13 protein-coding genes are annotated in these 15,618 nt (G+C 75.3%); 3 read left to right on the top strand and 10 right to left on the bottom strand.

Annotated elements, in window-relative coordinates:
• Positions 1-235: 235 nt before the first annotated feature.
• The 4 genes from H7H31_RS32155 to H7H31_RS32140 form a co-directional block, all read right to left on the bottom strand.
• On the bottom strand, positions 236-1,060 hold the full coding sequence (locus H7H31_RS32155; RefSeq protein WP_187063067.1) for a carbohydrate ABC transporter permease: 825 nt from the start codon (positions 1,058-1,060) through the stop codon (positions 236-238).
• Complete coding sequence (locus H7H31_RS32150) at positions 1,057-1,983, bottom strand: carbohydrate ABC transporter permease (protein ID WP_187063066.1); 927 nt, start codon at positions 1,981-1,983, stop codon at positions 1,057-1,059. The genes H7H31_RS32155 and H7H31_RS32150 overlap by 4 nt, the downstream gene beginning before the upstream one ends.
• On the bottom strand, positions 1,980-3,419 hold the full coding sequence (locus H7H31_RS32145; RefSeq protein WP_232110188.1) for an extracellular solute-binding protein: 1,440 nt from the start codon (positions 3,417-3,419) through the stop codon (positions 1,980-1,982). Before H7H31_RS32145 ends, H7H31_RS32150 begins: the two co-directional genes overlap by 4 nt.
• A 74-nt stretch (positions 3,420-3,493) precedes the next feature.
• Positions 3,494-4,555, bottom strand: coding sequence for a carbohydrate kinase family protein (locus H7H31_RS32140; RefSeq protein WP_232110398.1), 1,062 nt, complete (start codon positions 4,553-4,555; stop codon positions 3,494-3,496).
• 406 nt (positions 4,556-4,961) lie between these two features.
• Between H7H31_RS32140 and H7H31_RS32135 the strand changes: the two genes are divergently transcribed.
• Both H7H31_RS32135 and H7H31_RS32130 read left to right on the top strand, forming a co-directional pair.
• Positions 4,962-5,723 carry a DeoR/GlpR family DNA-binding transcription regulator gene (locus tag H7H31_RS32135; protein WP_187063072.1) on the top strand — a complete coding sequence of 254 codons (762 nt, stop codon included), beginning with the start codon at positions 4,962-4,964 and terminating at the stop codon, positions 5,721-5,723.
• Complete coding sequence (locus tag H7H31_RS32130) at positions 5,720-7,045, top strand: 6-phospho-beta-glucosidase (protein ID WP_187063064.1); 1,326 nt, start codon at positions 5,720-5,722, stop codon at positions 7,043-7,045. Before H7H31_RS32135 ends, H7H31_RS32130 begins: the two co-directional genes overlap by 4 nt.
• 179 nt (positions 7,046-7,224) lie before the next feature.
• Here the strand turns inward: H7H31_RS32130 and H7H31_RS32125 are convergent, their stop codons facing one another.
• The 6 genes from H7H31_RS32125 to H7H31_RS32100 all read right to left on the bottom strand — a co-directional run bounded on the left by H7H31_RS32125 (position 7,225) and on the right by H7H31_RS32100 (position 14,135).
• Positions 7,225-7,959, bottom strand: a complete 735-nt coding sequence (locus H7H31_RS32125; protein ID WP_187063063.1) for a histone deacetylase — start codon at positions 7,957-7,959, stop codon at positions 7,225-7,227.
• Positions 7,960-7,963: 4 nt separating this feature from the next.
• Positions 7,964-8,683, bottom strand: a complete 720-nt coding sequence (locus H7H31_RS32120) for a 2OG-Fe(II) oxygenase (protein ID WP_187063062.1) — start codon at positions 8,681-8,683, stop codon at positions 7,964-7,966.
• A gap of 206 nt (positions 8,684-8,889) precedes the next feature.
• A complete protein-coding gene (locus tag H7H31_RS32115) occupies positions 8,890-10,479 on the bottom strand; it encodes a DNA-3-methyladenine glycosylase 2 family protein (protein ID WP_187063061.1) in 1,590 nt (529 codons plus the stop codon).
• 236 nt (positions 10,480-10,715) lie between these two features.
• Entirely contained in the window at positions 10,716-11,639 is a 924-nt protein-coding gene (locus H7H31_RS32110; protein ID WP_187063060.1) for a sugar phosphate isomerase/epimerase family protein, read from the bottom strand.
• A complete protein-coding gene (locus H7H31_RS32105) occupies positions 11,636-12,850 on the bottom strand; it encodes a dihydrodipicolinate synthase family protein (protein WP_187063059.1) in 1,215 nt (404 codons plus the stop codon). Before H7H31_RS32105 ends, H7H31_RS32110 begins: the two co-directional genes overlap by 4 nt.
• Before the next feature lie 160 nt (positions 12,851-13,010).
• The gene (locus H7H31_RS32100; RefSeq protein WP_187060816.1) at positions 13,011-14,135 is read right to left on the bottom strand and encodes a Gfo/Idh/MocA family protein; all 1,125 of its coding nucleotides are present in this window, start codon (positions 14,133-14,135) and stop codon (positions 13,011-13,013) included.
• 481 nt (positions 14,136-14,616) lie between these two features.
• Between H7H31_RS32100 and H7H31_RS32095 the strand changes: the two genes are divergently transcribed.
• The gene (locus tag H7H31_RS32095; RefSeq protein ID WP_187060815.1) at positions 14,617-15,570 is read left to right on the top strand and encodes a TetR/AcrR family transcriptional regulator; all 954 of its coding nucleotides are present in this window, start codon (positions 14,617-14,619) and stop codon (positions 15,568-15,570) included.
• Positions 15,571-15,618: the final 48 nt, after the last annotated feature.

The following is a 15,618-nucleotide window of genomic DNA, read 5'->3' as shown; positions in this document are numbered from 1 at the left end:
CCGCGCGCCGGGCGGCGCCGGCGCGGCGGGGGCACCCGTTCGCCCGTACCGCCATCCACATGGTCCGATGATCACCCGTGCGCACCCCGATGGCCGGCAGCGAGGGGCGACGCCCCGCAGATCTCGCCGGTTCGGCCGCATGGTCGACGCCCAGCGCCCCCGCCACCCCGCCGTCAGGCAGCGACGGCGGACGCCGATGCCGGCGGCACCGGGGGCTCCCGCGTGTCGCGCGCGGTCACTCCTTGACGGCGCCGCTGAGCATGCCCGCGATGAAGCGGCGCTGGAGTGCCACGTACACGATGACCACGGGCAGCGCGATCAGCACCGCCGCCGCGGCCAGCAGCGCCGTCTCCGAGCTGTGCTGTCCCTGGAAGAAGGCCAGGCCGAGCGGGACCGTGCGATAGGCCTCGTCGCTGACCATGACCAGGGCCATCAGGAACTCGTTCCACGTCCACATGAAGACGATGACGACCAGGGTGGAGATGGCGGGGCGGGCCATGGGCACCAGGACCCGCCACAGGGTGGTCCAACTGTTCGCGCCGTCGATCCGCGCCGCCTCGATCACGGACCGGGCGCTGCCGCGGAAGTAGGTGCGCATCCAGAACACGCCGAACGCCAGCGACTGGGCGGCCTGCGGCAGGATCAGGCCCCAGTACGTGTCGGTGAGTTCGAGGTGGCGCAGGTCGAAGTAGAGCGGGACGACCAGGGCCTCCTGCGGCAGCGCGAGGCCGAGCACGAACAGGTAGAACAGCACCGTGGAGCCGGGAAAGCGCATCACCCCGAAGGCGTAGCCGGCCAGCACCGACAGCAGCGTGGCGACGGCGACCACGGACAGCGTGACCAGGGTCGAGTTCCGCAGGTAGGTGCCGAAGTGGCCGCGGGTCCAGGCGTCGGCGAAGTTCCCCCAGTGCAGCCCGTCGTCCGGCAGCGTGAAGCCGGTGCTCAGCGAGGACTGCGGGCCGAGCGCGGTGGCGAGGATGCCGAGCACGGGGGTCAGCGAGACGACGGTGAACAGGGCGAGGATGGCGTAGGTGAGGGTCCGTTCGGTGCGCGAGATCATGTGCGCCGCCCTTCCACGAGCCGGGAGATGCCGACGGTCAGCACGAAGATCAGCAGGGTCAGCGTCACCCCGATGGCGGCGGCGGAGCCCACCTGGTTGGTCTCGAAGGCCCGGTGGTAGACCTCGTACGCGGGGACGGACGTGGCATTACCCGGTCCACCGCTGGTGGTGATGTAGATCAGGTCAAAGTTGCGCAGGCCGGCCACGATGGTCAGGGTGAGCGCGACGGCGATCTGCGGGCGCAGGCCCGGCAGGGTGACGGCGAGGAACTCGCGGATCGGGCCGGCTCCGTCCAGGCGCGCCGCCTCGTACAGCTCGCGCGGGATGCGCTGCGCTCCGGCCAGGAACAGCACCATGCACAGGCCCGTGCTGACCCAGGTGCCGACGATGCCGACGGCCGGCAGCGCCCAGTCGTAGTCGCCCAGCCAGGGGCGGGTCAGGGCGGCGAGGCCGACGGCCTCCAGCGTGTCGTTGAGCAGTCCGTCGGGGGCGAGGATCGAGCGCCAGGTGACGCCGACGACGACGAGCGCGAGCACCTGCGGCAGGAAGAGCACGGTGCGGAAGAAGGTCATGCCGCGCACCCTGGCCCGCGACAGCAGGGCGGCCAGCAGCAGCCCGATGGCCACCGGCAGCGCCGAGTAGAAGACGAGCAGGATCAGCGCGTGGGCGAAGGGGGCGCGCAGCTCGGGGTCGGTGAGCAGGTCGTGGTAGTTGTCGCCGCCGGCCCAGGTGGCGGCGGTCAGCCCGTCCCAGTGCAGCAGGGACAGCCACACCGACTGGCCGAAGGGGAAGATGAGCAGGGCCCCGTAGAGCGCGAGCGCGGGCAGGACGTAGAGGTAGCCGACGGCGCGCGGCTCGCCCGGGGCGCGCCGCGCGTAGCGGCGGCCGATGAGCCGGGCCGGTCCGCGCGGGGCGCCCTTCATCGGCCGTCCCGCTGCGGACCCGGCCCGGCCGCGGCGTCCCGGTCGCCCTCGCGTTGTTCGGCCATGAACGCGGCGTAGTCGCGCTGGGCGGTGGCGGCGAAGCGTTCGGGTGACTGGGCGCCGGCGATGACGCCCTGGAGCCCCTCGGAGAGGGTGTCGTAGAAGGTGGGTGTGGCGTAGTCGAGGTAGGGCACCAGGGCGTCCGCGTCGTTCAGGCGGCGCCAGGTGTCCAGCATCTGCCCGTCCACGCTGGTGCGCGGCACCCGCGCGGCGGCCTTGCCCGGCACGGCGGGCAGCACGCCGTGCCGGGTCATCACGTCGGCGGCGTGTTCGCTGGTGAGGAAGTCCAGGTAGGCGGCGGCGACCTCGGGGTGTTTGCTGCGCGAGGTGATGGACCAGGCCAGGCCCTGCCCGCCGGTGGAGACCGGCGGGCCGCCCGCGGTGGCCGGCGGTGGCGGCATGAGGCCGAGGTTGTCGCCCATGGCCTTCTTGAGGTCGGCGAGTTGCCAGGTGCCGGTGATCAGGTACGCGCCGTCGCCGGAGGCGAACTTCTTGGCGGCGTCGTCGTAGCCGAGGCCGTTGGCGCCCTTGGGGAGGTACCCGCGCCGGCGCCAGTCGGCGAGGGTGGCCGCCGCGTCCTTGGTCTGCCGGGTGTCGAAGCGGCCGGCGCGTCCGAAGACCAGGTCGCGCACGGGGGCGGCGCCCGCCTGGCTCTGCAGGACGCCGAAGGTGTGGATGGCCGGGTACTTGTCGAGGTTGCCCAACTGGATGGGCAGGCGGCCGTCCGAGCGGAGGCGGGCGAGTTGGTCGGTGAACTCGCCCCAGGTCCTCGGCGGCCTGAGGCCGCTCTTGGCGAGCAGGTCCTTGTTGTAGTAGAGGCCGACGAACTCGCCCGTCTGGGAGATGCCGTACAGCCGGCCGGTGCCGAAGCGGCGGCCGTCGGCGGAGACCCGGTTGTGGTTGAGCAGCGTGGTCGGGTAGCGGGTGTTCCAGTCGTAGATGCCCGCGTAGTTGTCGAGCGGGGCGAGCAACCCCGCGCGGACGAAGGCGACCATGTCCGGGTAACCCTGGTTGGCCTGGACGACGTCGGGTGGGTTGTTGCCGGAGACGGCCAGCTTGAGGGTGGCCTTCAGGTCGGTGAAGCCGCGTGCCACCCGCTTGACGCGCACGTTCGGGTAGGCGCGCTGGAACTCCTTGTTGAGCTGCTCCACCTCGGCGTTGGTCCCGCCCCGGATCTCCTGGTCCCACACGGTCAGGGTGACCTTGCCGGCCTTGGCCGGGTCGGGGATGGCGGTGGCACCGCCCGCCGTGCCACCGCCCGCGGCGGAGCCGTCCGTGCCGGGTACGCAGCCGGCGGCGAGCAGCGCCAGGGCGGCGAGCGCCACGACGGGGGCCGTGCCACGGGGGTGGTGCGTCCTCGCCGCTCGTTTCGGCATCGGGGTCTCCTTCGTCGGGGCCGGCGCGCGGGGGTGCGGGGGACGCCGGGCGGGGGTGTGCCCGCCGCGCGCGCTCACGCGCCGCGGAAGCCGATGGTGGGCAGGGCCCGCAGCCGGGGCCAGTCGCGCATCCCGGTGGGGAGCAGCTTGTCGAGGAAGCGATAGCGGCGCACGGCCTCCGCGTCCGGGGCGCCCGGGCCGGCGGGCCGCTGGCTGGCCCATGCCCACCAGGCGGCGACCTCCGGCCAGCCGGGGGCGGAGAGCGAGCCGCCGAAGTGCTGGACCGAGAGGCCAGCGGTCAGGTTGGCGAAGGCCAGCCGGTCGGCGAGCGGCCAGCCGGCGAGGGTGCCGGTCATGAAGCCGGCGACGAACACATCGCCCGCGCCCGTCGGGTCGAGTGCCTCCACGGGGAGCGCGGGCACGTCCGCGTACTCGCCGGTGAGCGAGTCCACGGCCACCGCGCCGCCCGGGCCCTTGGTGACCACGGCGATGGGCACCAGGTCCGCGAGGGCGCGTACGGCCTGCTCGGGGCTGTCGGTGCGGGTGTAGCGCTGGGCCTCGGTCGCGTTGGGCAGGAAGGCGTGGCAGTAGGGCAGGTCGGGCAGGGCCGCGGGGTCCCAGCGCCCGCTCTCGTCCCAGCCCACGTCGGCGAAGACCTTGCTGCCGCGGGCGTGCGCCGCGCGCACCCACTCCTCGTGGCGGCCGGGCTCGAAGGCCGCGACGCAGGCGCGCGAGCGCGGCAGCGAGCGGCCGGCGGCGGCCGGCGCCGGGTGCTCGTGGGTGACCATGGTGCGCTCGCCCTCGTACGCCATGGAGACGGTGACCGGCGAGTGCCAGCCGGGCACCCGGCGCGAGGCGGCGAGGTCCACGCCCTCCCCGTCGGCGAGGGCGTCCCAGCAGTAGTCGCCGTAGATGTCGGTGCCGAAGGCGGCGGCCAGCGTGGTGCGCAGGCCGAGCCGGGCGAGCGCGGTGGCCATGTTGGCGATGCCGCCGGGGCTCTGGCCCATGCCGCGCGCCCACGACTCGGTGCCGCGCACCGGGGCGTGGTCGAGTCCGGTGAAGACGATGTCCAGGAAGACGGTGCCGGTCAGGTACACGTCGTAGGCGGGGTCGCCGGGGCCGCGCACCGCCGCCAGCGGGTCGACGGGGACGGCGCGGCAGTGCGCGTCCCTCGGGCGCTCCGGTTCACGGGGCTGGACCGCGGCGTCCGGGTCGCGGTCCGCCGCGGGCGGTCCCGCGCCTTCGATGACCCCGGTGACCTGCTCGGCGTCCTTGGCCTTGGCGTCCTTGGCGGCACTCACCTGGCGTGCCCCTCCTGTTCCGTGCGGCGTCCACGACGGCGTGCGGCGAACGGCGGGCGCCGCCCGCGGGCGGGTGCCGCCCGGGCTTCGGGTCGGCGCGCCGGCACGGCCGACTGCCACGGGGCGTCAATCCGACGTGTCCACCGCTTCATGTGACGGAAACCTTGCACTGCGTCGCCCTGCTTTTGCAAGAGTTCCGTCACACTCGCGCAGACTCGCTCACATGCAGTACGTTGCGGGCATGCTGCGAAAGGCCCGCCACGAGAAGCTGCTGAGCCTCCTCGGCGCGGAAGGGGTGCTGCCGGTCCGGGAGATCGCCCAGCGGCTGGCGGTCAGCGAGGCGACGGCCCGTCGCGACCTGGACGCGCTCGGCCGGGCCGGACACCTGACCCGGGTCTACGGCGGCGCGCTGGCCAGCGGGCGCTGCGGCGACGAGCGCCCCTTCGCCGACGTCGCGGTCGACGACCTGGCCGAGAAGACCGCCGTGGCCCGCCGCGCGGCCGAACTCGTCGCGGACGGCGACGTACTGCTCCTGGACATCGGCACCACCACGCTCCAACTCGCCAAGCAACTCAAGGGGCGTGAGGTGACCGTGGTGACCAGCAGCCTGGCGGTCTTCGACGAGTTGCGCGAGGACCCGCGGGTGACGCTGATCCTGCTCGGCGGCCAGGTGCGGCGCAACTACCGCTCCCTCGTCGGCTTCCTGACCGAGTCCAACCTGCGCCAACTCCACGTCGGCCGCCTCTTCCTCGGCACCAGCGGCGTCCTGCCGGACGGTGGCGTGCTCGACAGCACCGCGGTGGAGGTGCCGGTCAAGCGGGCCATGCTGGCCGCGGCCCAGCACGTGGTGCTCCTGGCCACCGGCAACAAGTTCCCCGGCGCGACCGGTCTGGCGCGCGTCTGCGGGCCCCGTGACATCGACACCCTGATCACGAACGACACCTCGGACCCGGCGACGCTCGCCGTGTTCCGCGAGGCCGATGTGGAGGTACTGACCGTATGAGGCTGACCGTGTTGGGTGGCGGCGGATTCCGGATGCCGCTGGTGTACCGGGCGCTGATGCACGACCAGGACTCCGCCGCCGGGCGCCGCACCGAGATCACGCTGTACGACACCGAGCGGCGACGCCTTGACGCGATCGGCGCGGTCATCGCCGCGCAGGCCGCGGGGCGCGCCGACGTGCCGGCCGTGCGGCTGACCACCGACCTGGACGAGGCGTTGCGCGGGGCCGACTTCGTCTTCTCCGCCATCCGGGTCGGCGGCCTCGCCGGCCGGGCCCGCGACGAGCGCCTGCCGCTGGCCGAGGGCGTGCTCGGGCAGGAGACGGTCGGCGCGGGCGGCGTGCTGTACGGGCTGCGCACGCTGCCGGTGGCGGTGCGGATCGCCGAGCGCGTCGCGGCGCTGGCGCCCGACGCCTGGGTCATCAACTTCACCAACCCGGCCGGGATGGTCACCGAGGCCATGCAGCGCGTCCTGGGCGACCGGGTCATCGGCATCTGCGACTCGCCGGTGGGCCTGTGCCGGCGCGCGGCGCGCGCCGCCGGCGTCGACCCGAGCCGGGCCAGCTACGACTACGTCGGGCTCAACCACCTGGGCTGGCTGCGCCGGATCACCGTCGAAGGCCGGGACGTACTGCCCGATCTCCTGGCGGACGAGGCGGCGCTCACCTCCTTCGAGGAGGGCAAGCTCTTCGGCTCCGAGTGGCTGCGCACGCTCGGCGCGCTGCCCAACGAGTACCTGCACTACTACTACTTCAACCGGGAGTCGGTCGCCGCCGTCCGGGACGCGCCGCACACCCGTGGCGAGTTCCTGCGCGCCCAGCAGGCGGCGTTCTACGAGGAGGCCACCGCCCGGCCCGAGGGCGCGCTGGCGGCCTGGGAGCGCACCCGCCTGGAGCGCGAGGAGACGTACCTGGCCGAGAACCGGGAGGCCACCGGCGGCTGGCAGCGCGACGCCTGCGACCTGGAGGGCGGCGGCTACGACCGGGTCGCCCTGGCCCTGATGCGCGCCATCGCCCGGGACGAGCGCACCACGCTCATCCTCAACGTGCGCAACCGCACGGCCGTCCCGGCCCTGGACGCGGACGCGGTCGTGGAGGTGCCCTGCGCCGTCGACGCCAACGGGGCGCACCCGCTGGCCGTCGGCCCGGTGGCCCCCGGCCAACTCGGCCTGATGCTCACCCTCAAGGAGGTGGAACGGGCCGCCATCGAGGCGGCGGCGAGCGGCTCCCACCAGGCGGCGCTGCGCGCCGTGGCGCTGCACCCGCTGGTGGACTCGGTCAACGTCGCGCGCCGCGTGCTCCAGGCCGCGGAGGCGGGAGGGTGACCCGGGGTCGGGGACCGGGCCTCGGACCGCCGCCCCCGGCCCGTGACGTGGCCAGCGGTAGCCCCGGCTCCTGACGCGGCCAGCGGTCGGGCGCGCTGGCGGGTTGGCCGAGATCGTGTGGTCGGGCGGCACCGAGGTGGCGCGCGGGCCGGCGGCGGTGTGCGGTGGCGGCTCGGCGTTCAGCGCGGCAGCGGGCCCGCGTCGGCCGCCGGTGCCGGCCCGGCGCCTGCCTCCCCGGGCGTGGCGAGCAGGGCGGCGACGTCCGGCTCGGTCCAGTGGCCGGCCGCGCCGGAGCAAGCGGCCAGGTAGCGCGCCACGCGGGCCACGCTCCAACCGTGCGCCTCCCGCAGGCCGGCGGCCAGGTGGCGCAGGTACGGCCCGGAGGGCGCCAGCGGCGGCAGTTCGCCAACGCGCCACGGGGCGGTGAAGGTCACCAGGGGCAGGCCGTCCAGCGTGCCCGGGCACACCAGCGTCTCGTACCGGCCGGGCCCCACGCTGGCCCGTCCGGCGGCCACCACCTCGGTCAGGTCCAGATCGCGGGCGCCGCCGGGGGCGCGGTACATCTCCTGGGCCGCGATGTCGGAGAACTGCGAGCGGGTCAGCAGGTAGGCGCGGGCGGCGGTCTCGCCGGCGGCGTCCGGGTCGTGGAAGGCCCGGCCGCCGCCCCAGCGGGGCGATCTCGTCGCGAAGTAGAGGCAGCCGGGCAGCAGGACCGGCAGGCTGCGCCGGGGCGGGCTTGGATCGCGACAGCCGGCGTGCGCCACGGTCCCACCCGGCGGCACGCCGCCGGCGAGGTAGCAGGCCAGCCGTGCGGCGTGCAGGTTGGAGCCGTAGGCCACGTACCACAGCAGGTCCCCGGTGAGGGTGGGGCCGGCCGCGCGGTCCGGGCGGCGCGGGGTGCTCACCCCGCCCATCCCATCAGGCCGCGTCGTGGAAGACCAGCCCGAGCGTGTGCCGGTGGCCCGAACGCACCAGGCTCACCCCGTGCCGCATCGGTGCGGTGGCGAAGCCCCGGGTGGAGCGCACCGGACGGTCCCGCGTGGTGAAGATCAACCCGTGGCCCTGCGGCAGCAGCGTCGCCGTGCCACGGGACTGGGCCCGGGGCCGCTGCTCGACCAGCAGGAACTCGCCGCCGGTGTAGTCGGTGCCCGGCTCGTCGAGGCCGATGACGACCTGGAGCGGGAAGACGAGATCGCCGTACAGGTCGCGGTGGAGCGCGTTCCAGCCGCCCTTGCCGTACCGCAGCAGGATGGGCGTGGGCTTGGTCTGGCCGGCCGCGTGGCAGGCGTCGAGCCAGGCGTCGAGGGTCTCGGGCCAGGGGGCGGTGCGGCGCAGCTTGGTCGCCCAGTCCCGCGCGATGCGCAGCAGGTACGGGTAGAACGCGGCGCGCAGCGCGGCGACGGGCTCGGGTATCGGGTGGTCGAAGTACCGGTACTGGCCGAAGCCGAACCCGTAGCGGCCCATGTCGATCGTGGACCTGAACCGCTCCGGCTCGTCGTACCACGCGGCGATCTCCCGGCACTGGTCGCGGTCGAGGAGGCGCGGGGTCAGGGCGCTGCCGTGGGCGTTCATCTCCTCGGCGAGCGCGTCCCAGTCGGCGTCGTGGACGGCGGCGGTGAGGGGTGTCGTGCTGGTCATCGGTGCTCCGGACGTCGGGGTCGGGCTGTGGTGCGCGGCGCGGCGCGGACCGCCGAAGGTGCCTGGCGGGTCGTACGGGTGTGGGCTGGCCGGGCAGCATACGGGCAGGTCGGGGGCGTGATCACGGACAGGAGCGGGATCGGGCCACGGGGCGGGAGTGGGGTGGTTGGGTCGGAACGAGCCATGGAGGCCACCAGGTGGTGCGGTCAGGCGTGGGAGGGTTGCCGCGCCGCCCACAGGTAGTGGGTCGCGTACGACCGCCACGGGCGCCAGGCGTCCCGCCCGGCCTCGGGCGCCACTCCCACGCCGGCGCTGTGGTCCTCGTCGGCGTCGGCGTCGGCCAGCAGCACGTCGGGGTCGCCGAGGGCCCGCATGCGGATATAGCCCGCGGTCCTGGGGTCGATGCCGGGCAGGGCGCGCAGGCTCCGCTCGGCCTCGACGCGGTCGGCGCCCGGGTCCAGGCTCAGGCCGCCGTCCGCCAGGGCGGTGGCAAGGGCCCGCAGCGCGCCGCGCCCTTCCGGCGACAGCTCCAGGTCGTCCAGCGGGGCGTCGGCCAACGCCTCGGCGCGGGGGAAGAAGTGGGTCAACCCGCCGCTGGCCGTCGGAAGCGCCTCACCGTACGCCGCGACCAGCGCCTCCCCCGCCCGACGCGCTCGCCGCGGCGTCGCGCCCTGGCCGATGACGGCGCGCACGGCGAGTTCGTGCGGGTCGACCGAGCCGGGCGCGCGCAGCCCGGGGCGGGCGGTGACCAGTGGGCCGAGCCGTGGGCAGCCGCCGAGCCGCTCGGCGACGGCGTACGGGTCGGCGTCCAGGTCGAACAGCCGCCGCATCCGTTGGCTGGCCGTCGTGAGGTCGCGCAGTTCGCACAGGTGGAGCCGGCATTCCAACCAGCCCTGGTCGACGGCCGACTCGCGCACCTCGGCGATGCCGCCCCCGCCCGGCAGCCGGAGCGTGCGCCGGTACAGCCGGGCGCCGGGTTCGCCCGTCACCTCCTCGACGCCGGGGATGTGCCACCGCTGGAGGTAGTCGAAGATCTCCCGGCCCGCGTACGCGCCCCGGTAGGCCAGTCGTAGGGGGATGCCGCGCGGCGTCCCGGGCACCGGTCCGGCCGGCGCCGCGAAGACGGCCTTCCCGGCGCCGGCCGCGAGCGGCGCCCGCCCGGAGCGGACCGCGTCGGTGGCCCCGTCCCCGCCGCTCCAGGCGTCCTCGCGCGCCACCGAGCCGTAGCGCGCCGTGGCGCCCGGGCGGGCCAGGCGCAGGGCGGTGGGCGTGCTGGCGTAGATCTCGCGGATGGTGTCGTTGAACTGCCGCACGCTGGCGAAGCCGGCCGCGAAGGCGATGTCGGCCGCCTGCATGTGCGTCGTCTGGAGCAGGACCCGGGCCGTGTGGGCGCGCTGCGCGCGGGCCAGGGCGACCGGGCCCGCGCCCAGTTCCGCGTTGAGCTGGCGCTGCACCTGGCGGGCGCTGTAGCCGAGGCGCACGGCGAGCCCCGCCACGCCCTCCCGGTCCACGACGCCGTCGCCGATCAGACGCATGGCGCGGCCGACGACGTCGGCGCGGGCGTTCCACTCGGCCGAGCCGGGCACGGCGTCGGGGCGGCAGCGCCGGCACGCCCGGAAGCCGGCGCCCTGCGCGGCGGCGGCCGTCGCGAAGAACCGCACGTTCTTGCGCTTCGGCGTGACCGCGGGACAGCTCGGGCGGCAGTAGATGCCCGTGGTCGTCACGGCGAAGAAGAACTGGCCGTCGAACCGCGCGTCCCGGCTGCACACCGCTTCGTACCTGCTGTCCTCGTTCATCACGCCCTCCACTATGCGCGCCGGCCGCGCGCCGGGCTGGCGGAAATCGGACGTCGCGTTTCGGGGCGGGGCACAGCGGTGGACAACGCGTTGGGGCGGGGTACGGCGCGGCGGGGCGGCCCGGCGCGGGCTCGGGGCCCGTAACCGTACGTCGGGCGCGCGGGCGGCGGGGGCCGGTCGATCCGCCCGGCCCCGCGCGACGGCCGGGCGCCGGCCGTCGCGCGGGGCCATGGGGGTCACAGCACGTGGGCCCGGTACCGCCGCACCGTCTCCGCCAGCACCTCGGCGCCCGAGCGCTCCCACAGCGCGGGGTTGAAGATCTCCACCTCGATCGGCCCGCGGTACCCGGCCGCGTCGACCACCTCGCGGAAGTGGCGCAGCGGTACGCAGCCGTCGCCCAGTTGGCCGCGGCCGAGCAGCACGCCGGCGGGCAGCGGCGTGACCCAGTCGGCGACCTGGAAGGCCGCGATGCGCCCGCCTTTCCCGGCGCGGGCGAGCTGGGCGTCCACCGTGTCGTCCCACCACAGGTGGTAGGTGTCCACCACGACCCCCACCTGGTCGGCGGGGAAGCGTTCGGCGAGGTCGAGCGCCTGGGCGAGCGTGGAGACGACGCAGCGGTCCGCCGCGTACATCGGGTGCAGCGGCTCGACCGCGAGCCGCACCCCGCGTTCGGCCGCGTACGGCGCGAGGTCGGCCAACGCGTCGGCGACCCGTTCGCGCGCGCCGGGCAGGTCGCGGCTGCCGGCCGGCAGGCCGCCGGAGACCAGCACCAGCGTCCGGGTGCCGAGGGTCGCGGCCTCGTCGATGGCCAGCCGGTTGTCGGCGAGCGCCGCCGCGCGCTCGGCCGGCTCCGCCGAGGTGAAGAAGCCGCCCCGGCACAGGCTGGTCACCGCGAGGCCGGCGGCGCGCACGAGTCGGGCCGCCTGGCCCAGCCCGTACTCCTGGACCGGCGCGCGCCACAGCCCCACGCCCGGCACGTCCGCCGCCACGCAGCCCTCGACCAGTTCGGGCAGCGACCACTGGCGGATGGTCTGCTGGTTCAGGCTCAGCCGGCGCAGTTCAACCGGGTCCGGGGTCCCTCGCGGGGCCGGGGCCTCGGTGGGGTCGTGCACTCGGGCGGTGGGGGGCCGGGGGTCGTCGGCGGCGGGTCGCGCGGTCATGAGTCCACTCCGTAGACGGCGAGCAGATGGCGCATGCGGGCCTCGGCGAGCGGTGGGTCGGGGAACAGGCCGAGGCGGTCGGCGAGTTCGTAGGCCCGCGCGAGGTGGGGCAGCGAGCGCGCCGACTGGTGGCCGCCCAGCATCGCGAAGTGCCGCTGGTGGCCGGCGAGCCAGGCGAGCAGCACCACGCCGGTCTTGTAGTGGCGGGTGGGCGGCTGGAAGAGGTGGCGGGCCAGGTCGACGGTCGGGTCGAGGCGGTCGCGAAAGCGCTTGCGCCCCGTGGGTCCGGCGTCCAGCGCCCGCACCGCGTCGGCGGCCAGCGGCGCCAGCGGGTCGAAGACCCCGAGCAGCGCGTCGCTGTGCCCGTGCGCGTCCCCGGCGATCAGCTCCGGGTAGTGGAAGTCGTCGCCGGTGTAGCAGCGCACGCCGGCCGGCAGCCGGCGGCGCAGCGCCACCTCGCGCGCGGCGTCGAGCAGCGAGACCTTGACGCCGTCGACCCGGTCCGGGTGGGCGGCGATGACCTCAAGGAACGTCTCGCTCGCCCGGTCGAGGTCGGCGCTGCCCCAGTAACCGTCGAGCGCCGGGTCGAACATCGGGCCCAGCCAGTGCAGGATCACCGGCTCGGCGGCCTGGGCCAGCACGCGCGCGTACACCCGCAGGTAGTCGTCCGCGCCACGCGCCAGCCCGGCCAGCGCCCGCGAGGCCATCACGACGGCACGCGACCCCGCCGCCTCCACCACGGCGAGCTGCTCCTCGTACGCGGCCACCACCTCGTCCAGCGAGCGCGCGGGGGCGGTCAGGTGGTCGGTCCCCACGCCGCAGGCGATCACGCCGCCCACGGCGCGGGCCTCGGCGGCTGAGCGGCGGATGAGCGCGGCGGCCTCGGGCCATCCCAGGCCCATGCCGCGTTGCGCCGTGTCCATGGCCTCGGCCACCCCGAGGCCGTGCGACCACAGGTGGCGCCGGAAGGCCAGCGTGGCCTCCCAGTCCACGGCGCCCGGCGCGCCCGCGCCGGCGGCGAGCGGATCGGCGACCACGTGCGCGGCGGCGAAGACGGCACGGGCCGACGGTCGATCCCGCCGCCGCCCCGGCGCGCCACCCGCGTGCCCTCGCTGACCGCCGGTGTGACCGCCGGCGGTGACGGAGGGCGCGGGCGTGGCGCACGGGGTGTAGGGCCGCAACGCGCCGTCGGGGCCCGGGAGTCGGATCACCGCGCACCTCGCAGGGGCGGGCGGCCGACGAGCCGGGGGGCGCGGGCCGCGCGATCGGACACTGCCGGGTGGGGCGGACCCGGCCGGTGTGGTGGGGTTGGCCGGTCAGGCGCGGCGTGGTGAGCCGGCGGCGGGTGGGCCGGGCCGGGGCGGCGGAGGGTCACAGCTCCAGCTCCGGGACGGTCAGCCGGCGCCCCTCGGCCGATGAGCGCAGCCCGAGTTCGGCGAGTTGCACCCCGCGCGCGCCCGACAAGAGGTCCCACCGCCAGGGCTCGTCCAGCACCACGTGTCGCAGAAACAGCTCCCACTGCACCTTGAACCCGTTGTCGAACACCTCGTTGTCCGGTACCTCCTGCCACTGCTCGCGGAACGGCGCGGCGATCGGGACGTCCGGGTTCCACACGGGCCGCGGGGTGACGGACCGGTGTTGCACCCGGCAGCCGCGCAGTCCGGCGACGGCCGAGCCCTCGACCCCGTCGACCTGGAACTCCACCAGCTCCGGGCGGTCCACGCGCACCGCCCAGGAGGAGTTGATCTGCGCGACGATCCCCCCGTCGAGCTGGAAGACGCCGTACGCCGCGTCGTCCGCCGTGGCCTCGTACGGCCGGCCGTGCTCGTCCACGCGGTGCGGCAGGTGCGTGGCGACCTGCGCCTGCACGGTGCGTACGGGGCCGAACAGTTCGCGCAGCACGTACTCCCAGTGCGGGAACATGTCCCGCACGATGCCACCGCCGTCCGCGGTGCGGTAGTTCCACGAGGGGCGCTGCGCCGCCTGCCAGTCGCCCTCGAAGACCCAGTAGCCGAACTCCCCGCGCACCGACAGGACGCGGCCGAAGAAGCCGCCGTCCAGCAGTCGGCGCAGCTTGCGCAGCCCGGGCAGGAACAGCTTGTCCTGCACCACGCCGTGCTTGACGCCGGCGGCGGTGGCGAGCCGGGCGACGTCGAGCGCGTCGTCGAGGCCGGCCGCCGTGGGCTTCTCGCAGTAGACGTGCTTCCCGGCGGCGATGGCCCGCCGCAGGGCGTCGGCGCGGGCCGAGGTGAGCTGCGCGTCGAAGTAGATGTCCACGCTCGGGTCGGCGAGCACGTCGTCAAGGCGCGTGGACCACCGGTCGAGGCCGTGCCGCTCGGCCAGCGCCCGCAGGGCCTGTTCGGAGCGGCCGACGAGGATCGGTTCCGGCCAGAGCACGGTGCCGTCCCCCAGTTCCAGGCCGCCCTGCTCGCGGAGGGCGAGGAGGGAGCGGACGAGGTGTTGGCGGTAGCCCATGCGCCCGGTCACCCCGTTCATCGCGATCCGCACCGTGCGGCGCCGGCCGGCGGCGTCGGACCCGGACCGGGGCACGGAGTGGGGCGCGGACTGGGTGGCGGGCTGGGGTTGAGGTGTGGGCTGGGGTTGGGGCGCGGGCCGAGGGTGGGTTTCGGGCTGAGGGTGGGCAGCGGTCATCCGTCCTCCTTCCGGCTGCGCCGCGGGCAACGGGCACGGGGCGGACGGCCGCGCCGCGGCAGGCGCCTCCCGCCCCCGCCACCTACGGCAGCAAGCGCTTTCCACAGCACGGTAGCTCACCCACCGCGACGACAGGCCGCGACGCACACCCCGGCAGGCCGCCGGGGCACCCCTGCCTTCGCGCCCGCCTCAGCCCCCACCCCACCATCTGACTCACTCATCAGTTTCCAGCAAGCCCGCGAACCAGCCATTCACCTCACATTTAGCCCACTCTCCCAGGTTGCCGCGTTGTGGTGTTCTCAACACGCTGCTACGGTCGTCGGCCATGGAGGAACCCCCAGCACAGCGCGGCGACCACACCGTGGACACCGCGATCGACCCGGCCGCCACGGCCGGCGCGTCGACCGAGGCGGTGAGCGCGACCGACGGCCATACCGTGCGGGCGCGCGTCGCCGAGGTGATCGACGGGCTCGGGTGCAGCCGCAGGGAGTTCGCCCGCCGGATCGTCATGGATCCGTCCAAGCTGTCCCGCTCGCTGGGCGGCACGCGCCGGTTCACCATCGCCGAGGTCGTCCGGATCGCCGACGCGGGCGGCGTCGACCCGGGCTGGCTGCTCGGCGGCCCGGGGCGGGCGCCCGCACGCGGGGCGGCCGTCGAGCGTCCCGCCGCGCGCACGACGCGCGCGACCGCGCCACCCGAGGGCCGTCCGTCGCAGATCGTCCGGGAGACGGTGCGGCTGATCGCCGAGCACGGCTTCCACGCCGTACGGGTCAGCGACATCGCCGCGGCCTGCGGCACCAGCACGGCCGCCATCCACTACCACTACCCCGGACGGGACGAACTGCTCGAGGCCGCCGTGCGGTGGTGCATGGACGAGGACATCGCTCGGCGGGCCGCCGAATCGTCCGAAAGCGCGGACGCGCGCACGGAGTTGCTGCGGTTGATCGCGCTCCAGACGCCGCGCACGGCGCAGCAGCGCAGCCAGTGGCTGGTGTGGCTGGACCTGTGGGCGGAGGCGGCGCGCTCGACCGAGATCGGCCGCCTGCACGCCGACTTCTACCGCCAGTGGCGGTCCACCCTCGCTGACGTCCTGCGGCGCGGCCGTGCCCAGGGCGCCTTCCGACCGGACCTGGACCCGGACGCCGCCGCCCTGCGGCTGGCCGCCCTCATCGACGGGCTCGCCACCCAGGTCCTGGCCAGCGCGCCGGAGGGCACCACGCCCGACACCATGCACGCGGTGCTGACCGCGTTCGTCGACGCCGAACTGACCGCCACCTGAGCCGCGACACCCGACGCACCCTCGCGTACGCCCGACACACTCCCCGTA

The sequence above is a fragment of the Streptomyces buecherae genome (assembly GCF_014295035.1).
Lineage (GTDB): Bacteria > Actinomycetota > Actinomycetes > Streptomycetales > Streptomycetaceae > Streptomyces > Streptomyces youssoufiensis.
The sequence above is the reverse complement of the archived record's forward strand: the minus strand, read 5'-3'. Positions and strand labels throughout refer to the sequence as shown.

Coding starts and splice junctions, on each gene's coding strand:
- H7H31_RS32155 (WP_187063067.1), bottom strand. CDS start 1,060: ATGATCTCGCGCACCGAACGGACCCTCACCTACGCCATCCTCGCCCTG.
- H7H31_RS32150 (WP_187063066.1), bottom strand. CDS start 1,983: ATGAAGGGCGCCCCGCGCGGACCGGCCCGGCTCATCGGCCGCCGCTAC.
- H7H31_RS32145 (WP_232110188.1), bottom strand. CDS start 3,419: ATGCCGAAACGAGCGGCGAGGACGCACCACCCCCGTGGCACGGCCCCC.
- H7H31_RS32135 (WP_187063072.1), top strand. CDS start 4,962: ATGCTGCGAAAGGCCCGCCACGAGAAGCTGCTGAGCCTCCTCGGCGCG.
- H7H31_RS32130 (WP_187063064.1), top strand. CDS start 5,720: ATGAGGCTGACCGTGTTGGGTGGCGGCGGATTCCGGATGCCGCTGGTG.
- H7H31_RS32125 (WP_187063063.1), bottom strand. CDS start 7,959: ATGGGCGGGGTGAGCACCCCGCGCCGCCCGGACCGCGCGGCCGGCCCC.
- H7H31_RS32120 (WP_187063062.1), bottom strand. CDS start 8,683: ATGACCAGCACGACACCCCTCACCGCCGCCGTCCACGACGCCGACTGG.
- H7H31_RS32115 (WP_187063061.1), bottom strand. CDS start 10,479: ATGAACGAGGACAGCAGGTACGAAGCGGTGTGCAGCCGGGACGCGCGG.
- H7H31_RS32110 (WP_187063060.1), bottom strand. CDS start 11,639: ATGACCGCGCGACCCGCCGCCGACGACCCCCGGCCCCCCACCGCCCGA.
- H7H31_RS32100 (WP_187060816.1), bottom strand. CDS start 14,135: ATGAACGGGGTGACCGGGCGCATGGGCTACCGCCAACACCTCGTCCGC.
- H7H31_RS32095 (WP_187060815.1), top strand. CDS start 14,617: ATGGAGGAACCCCCAGCACAGCGCGGCGACCACACCGTGGACACCGCG.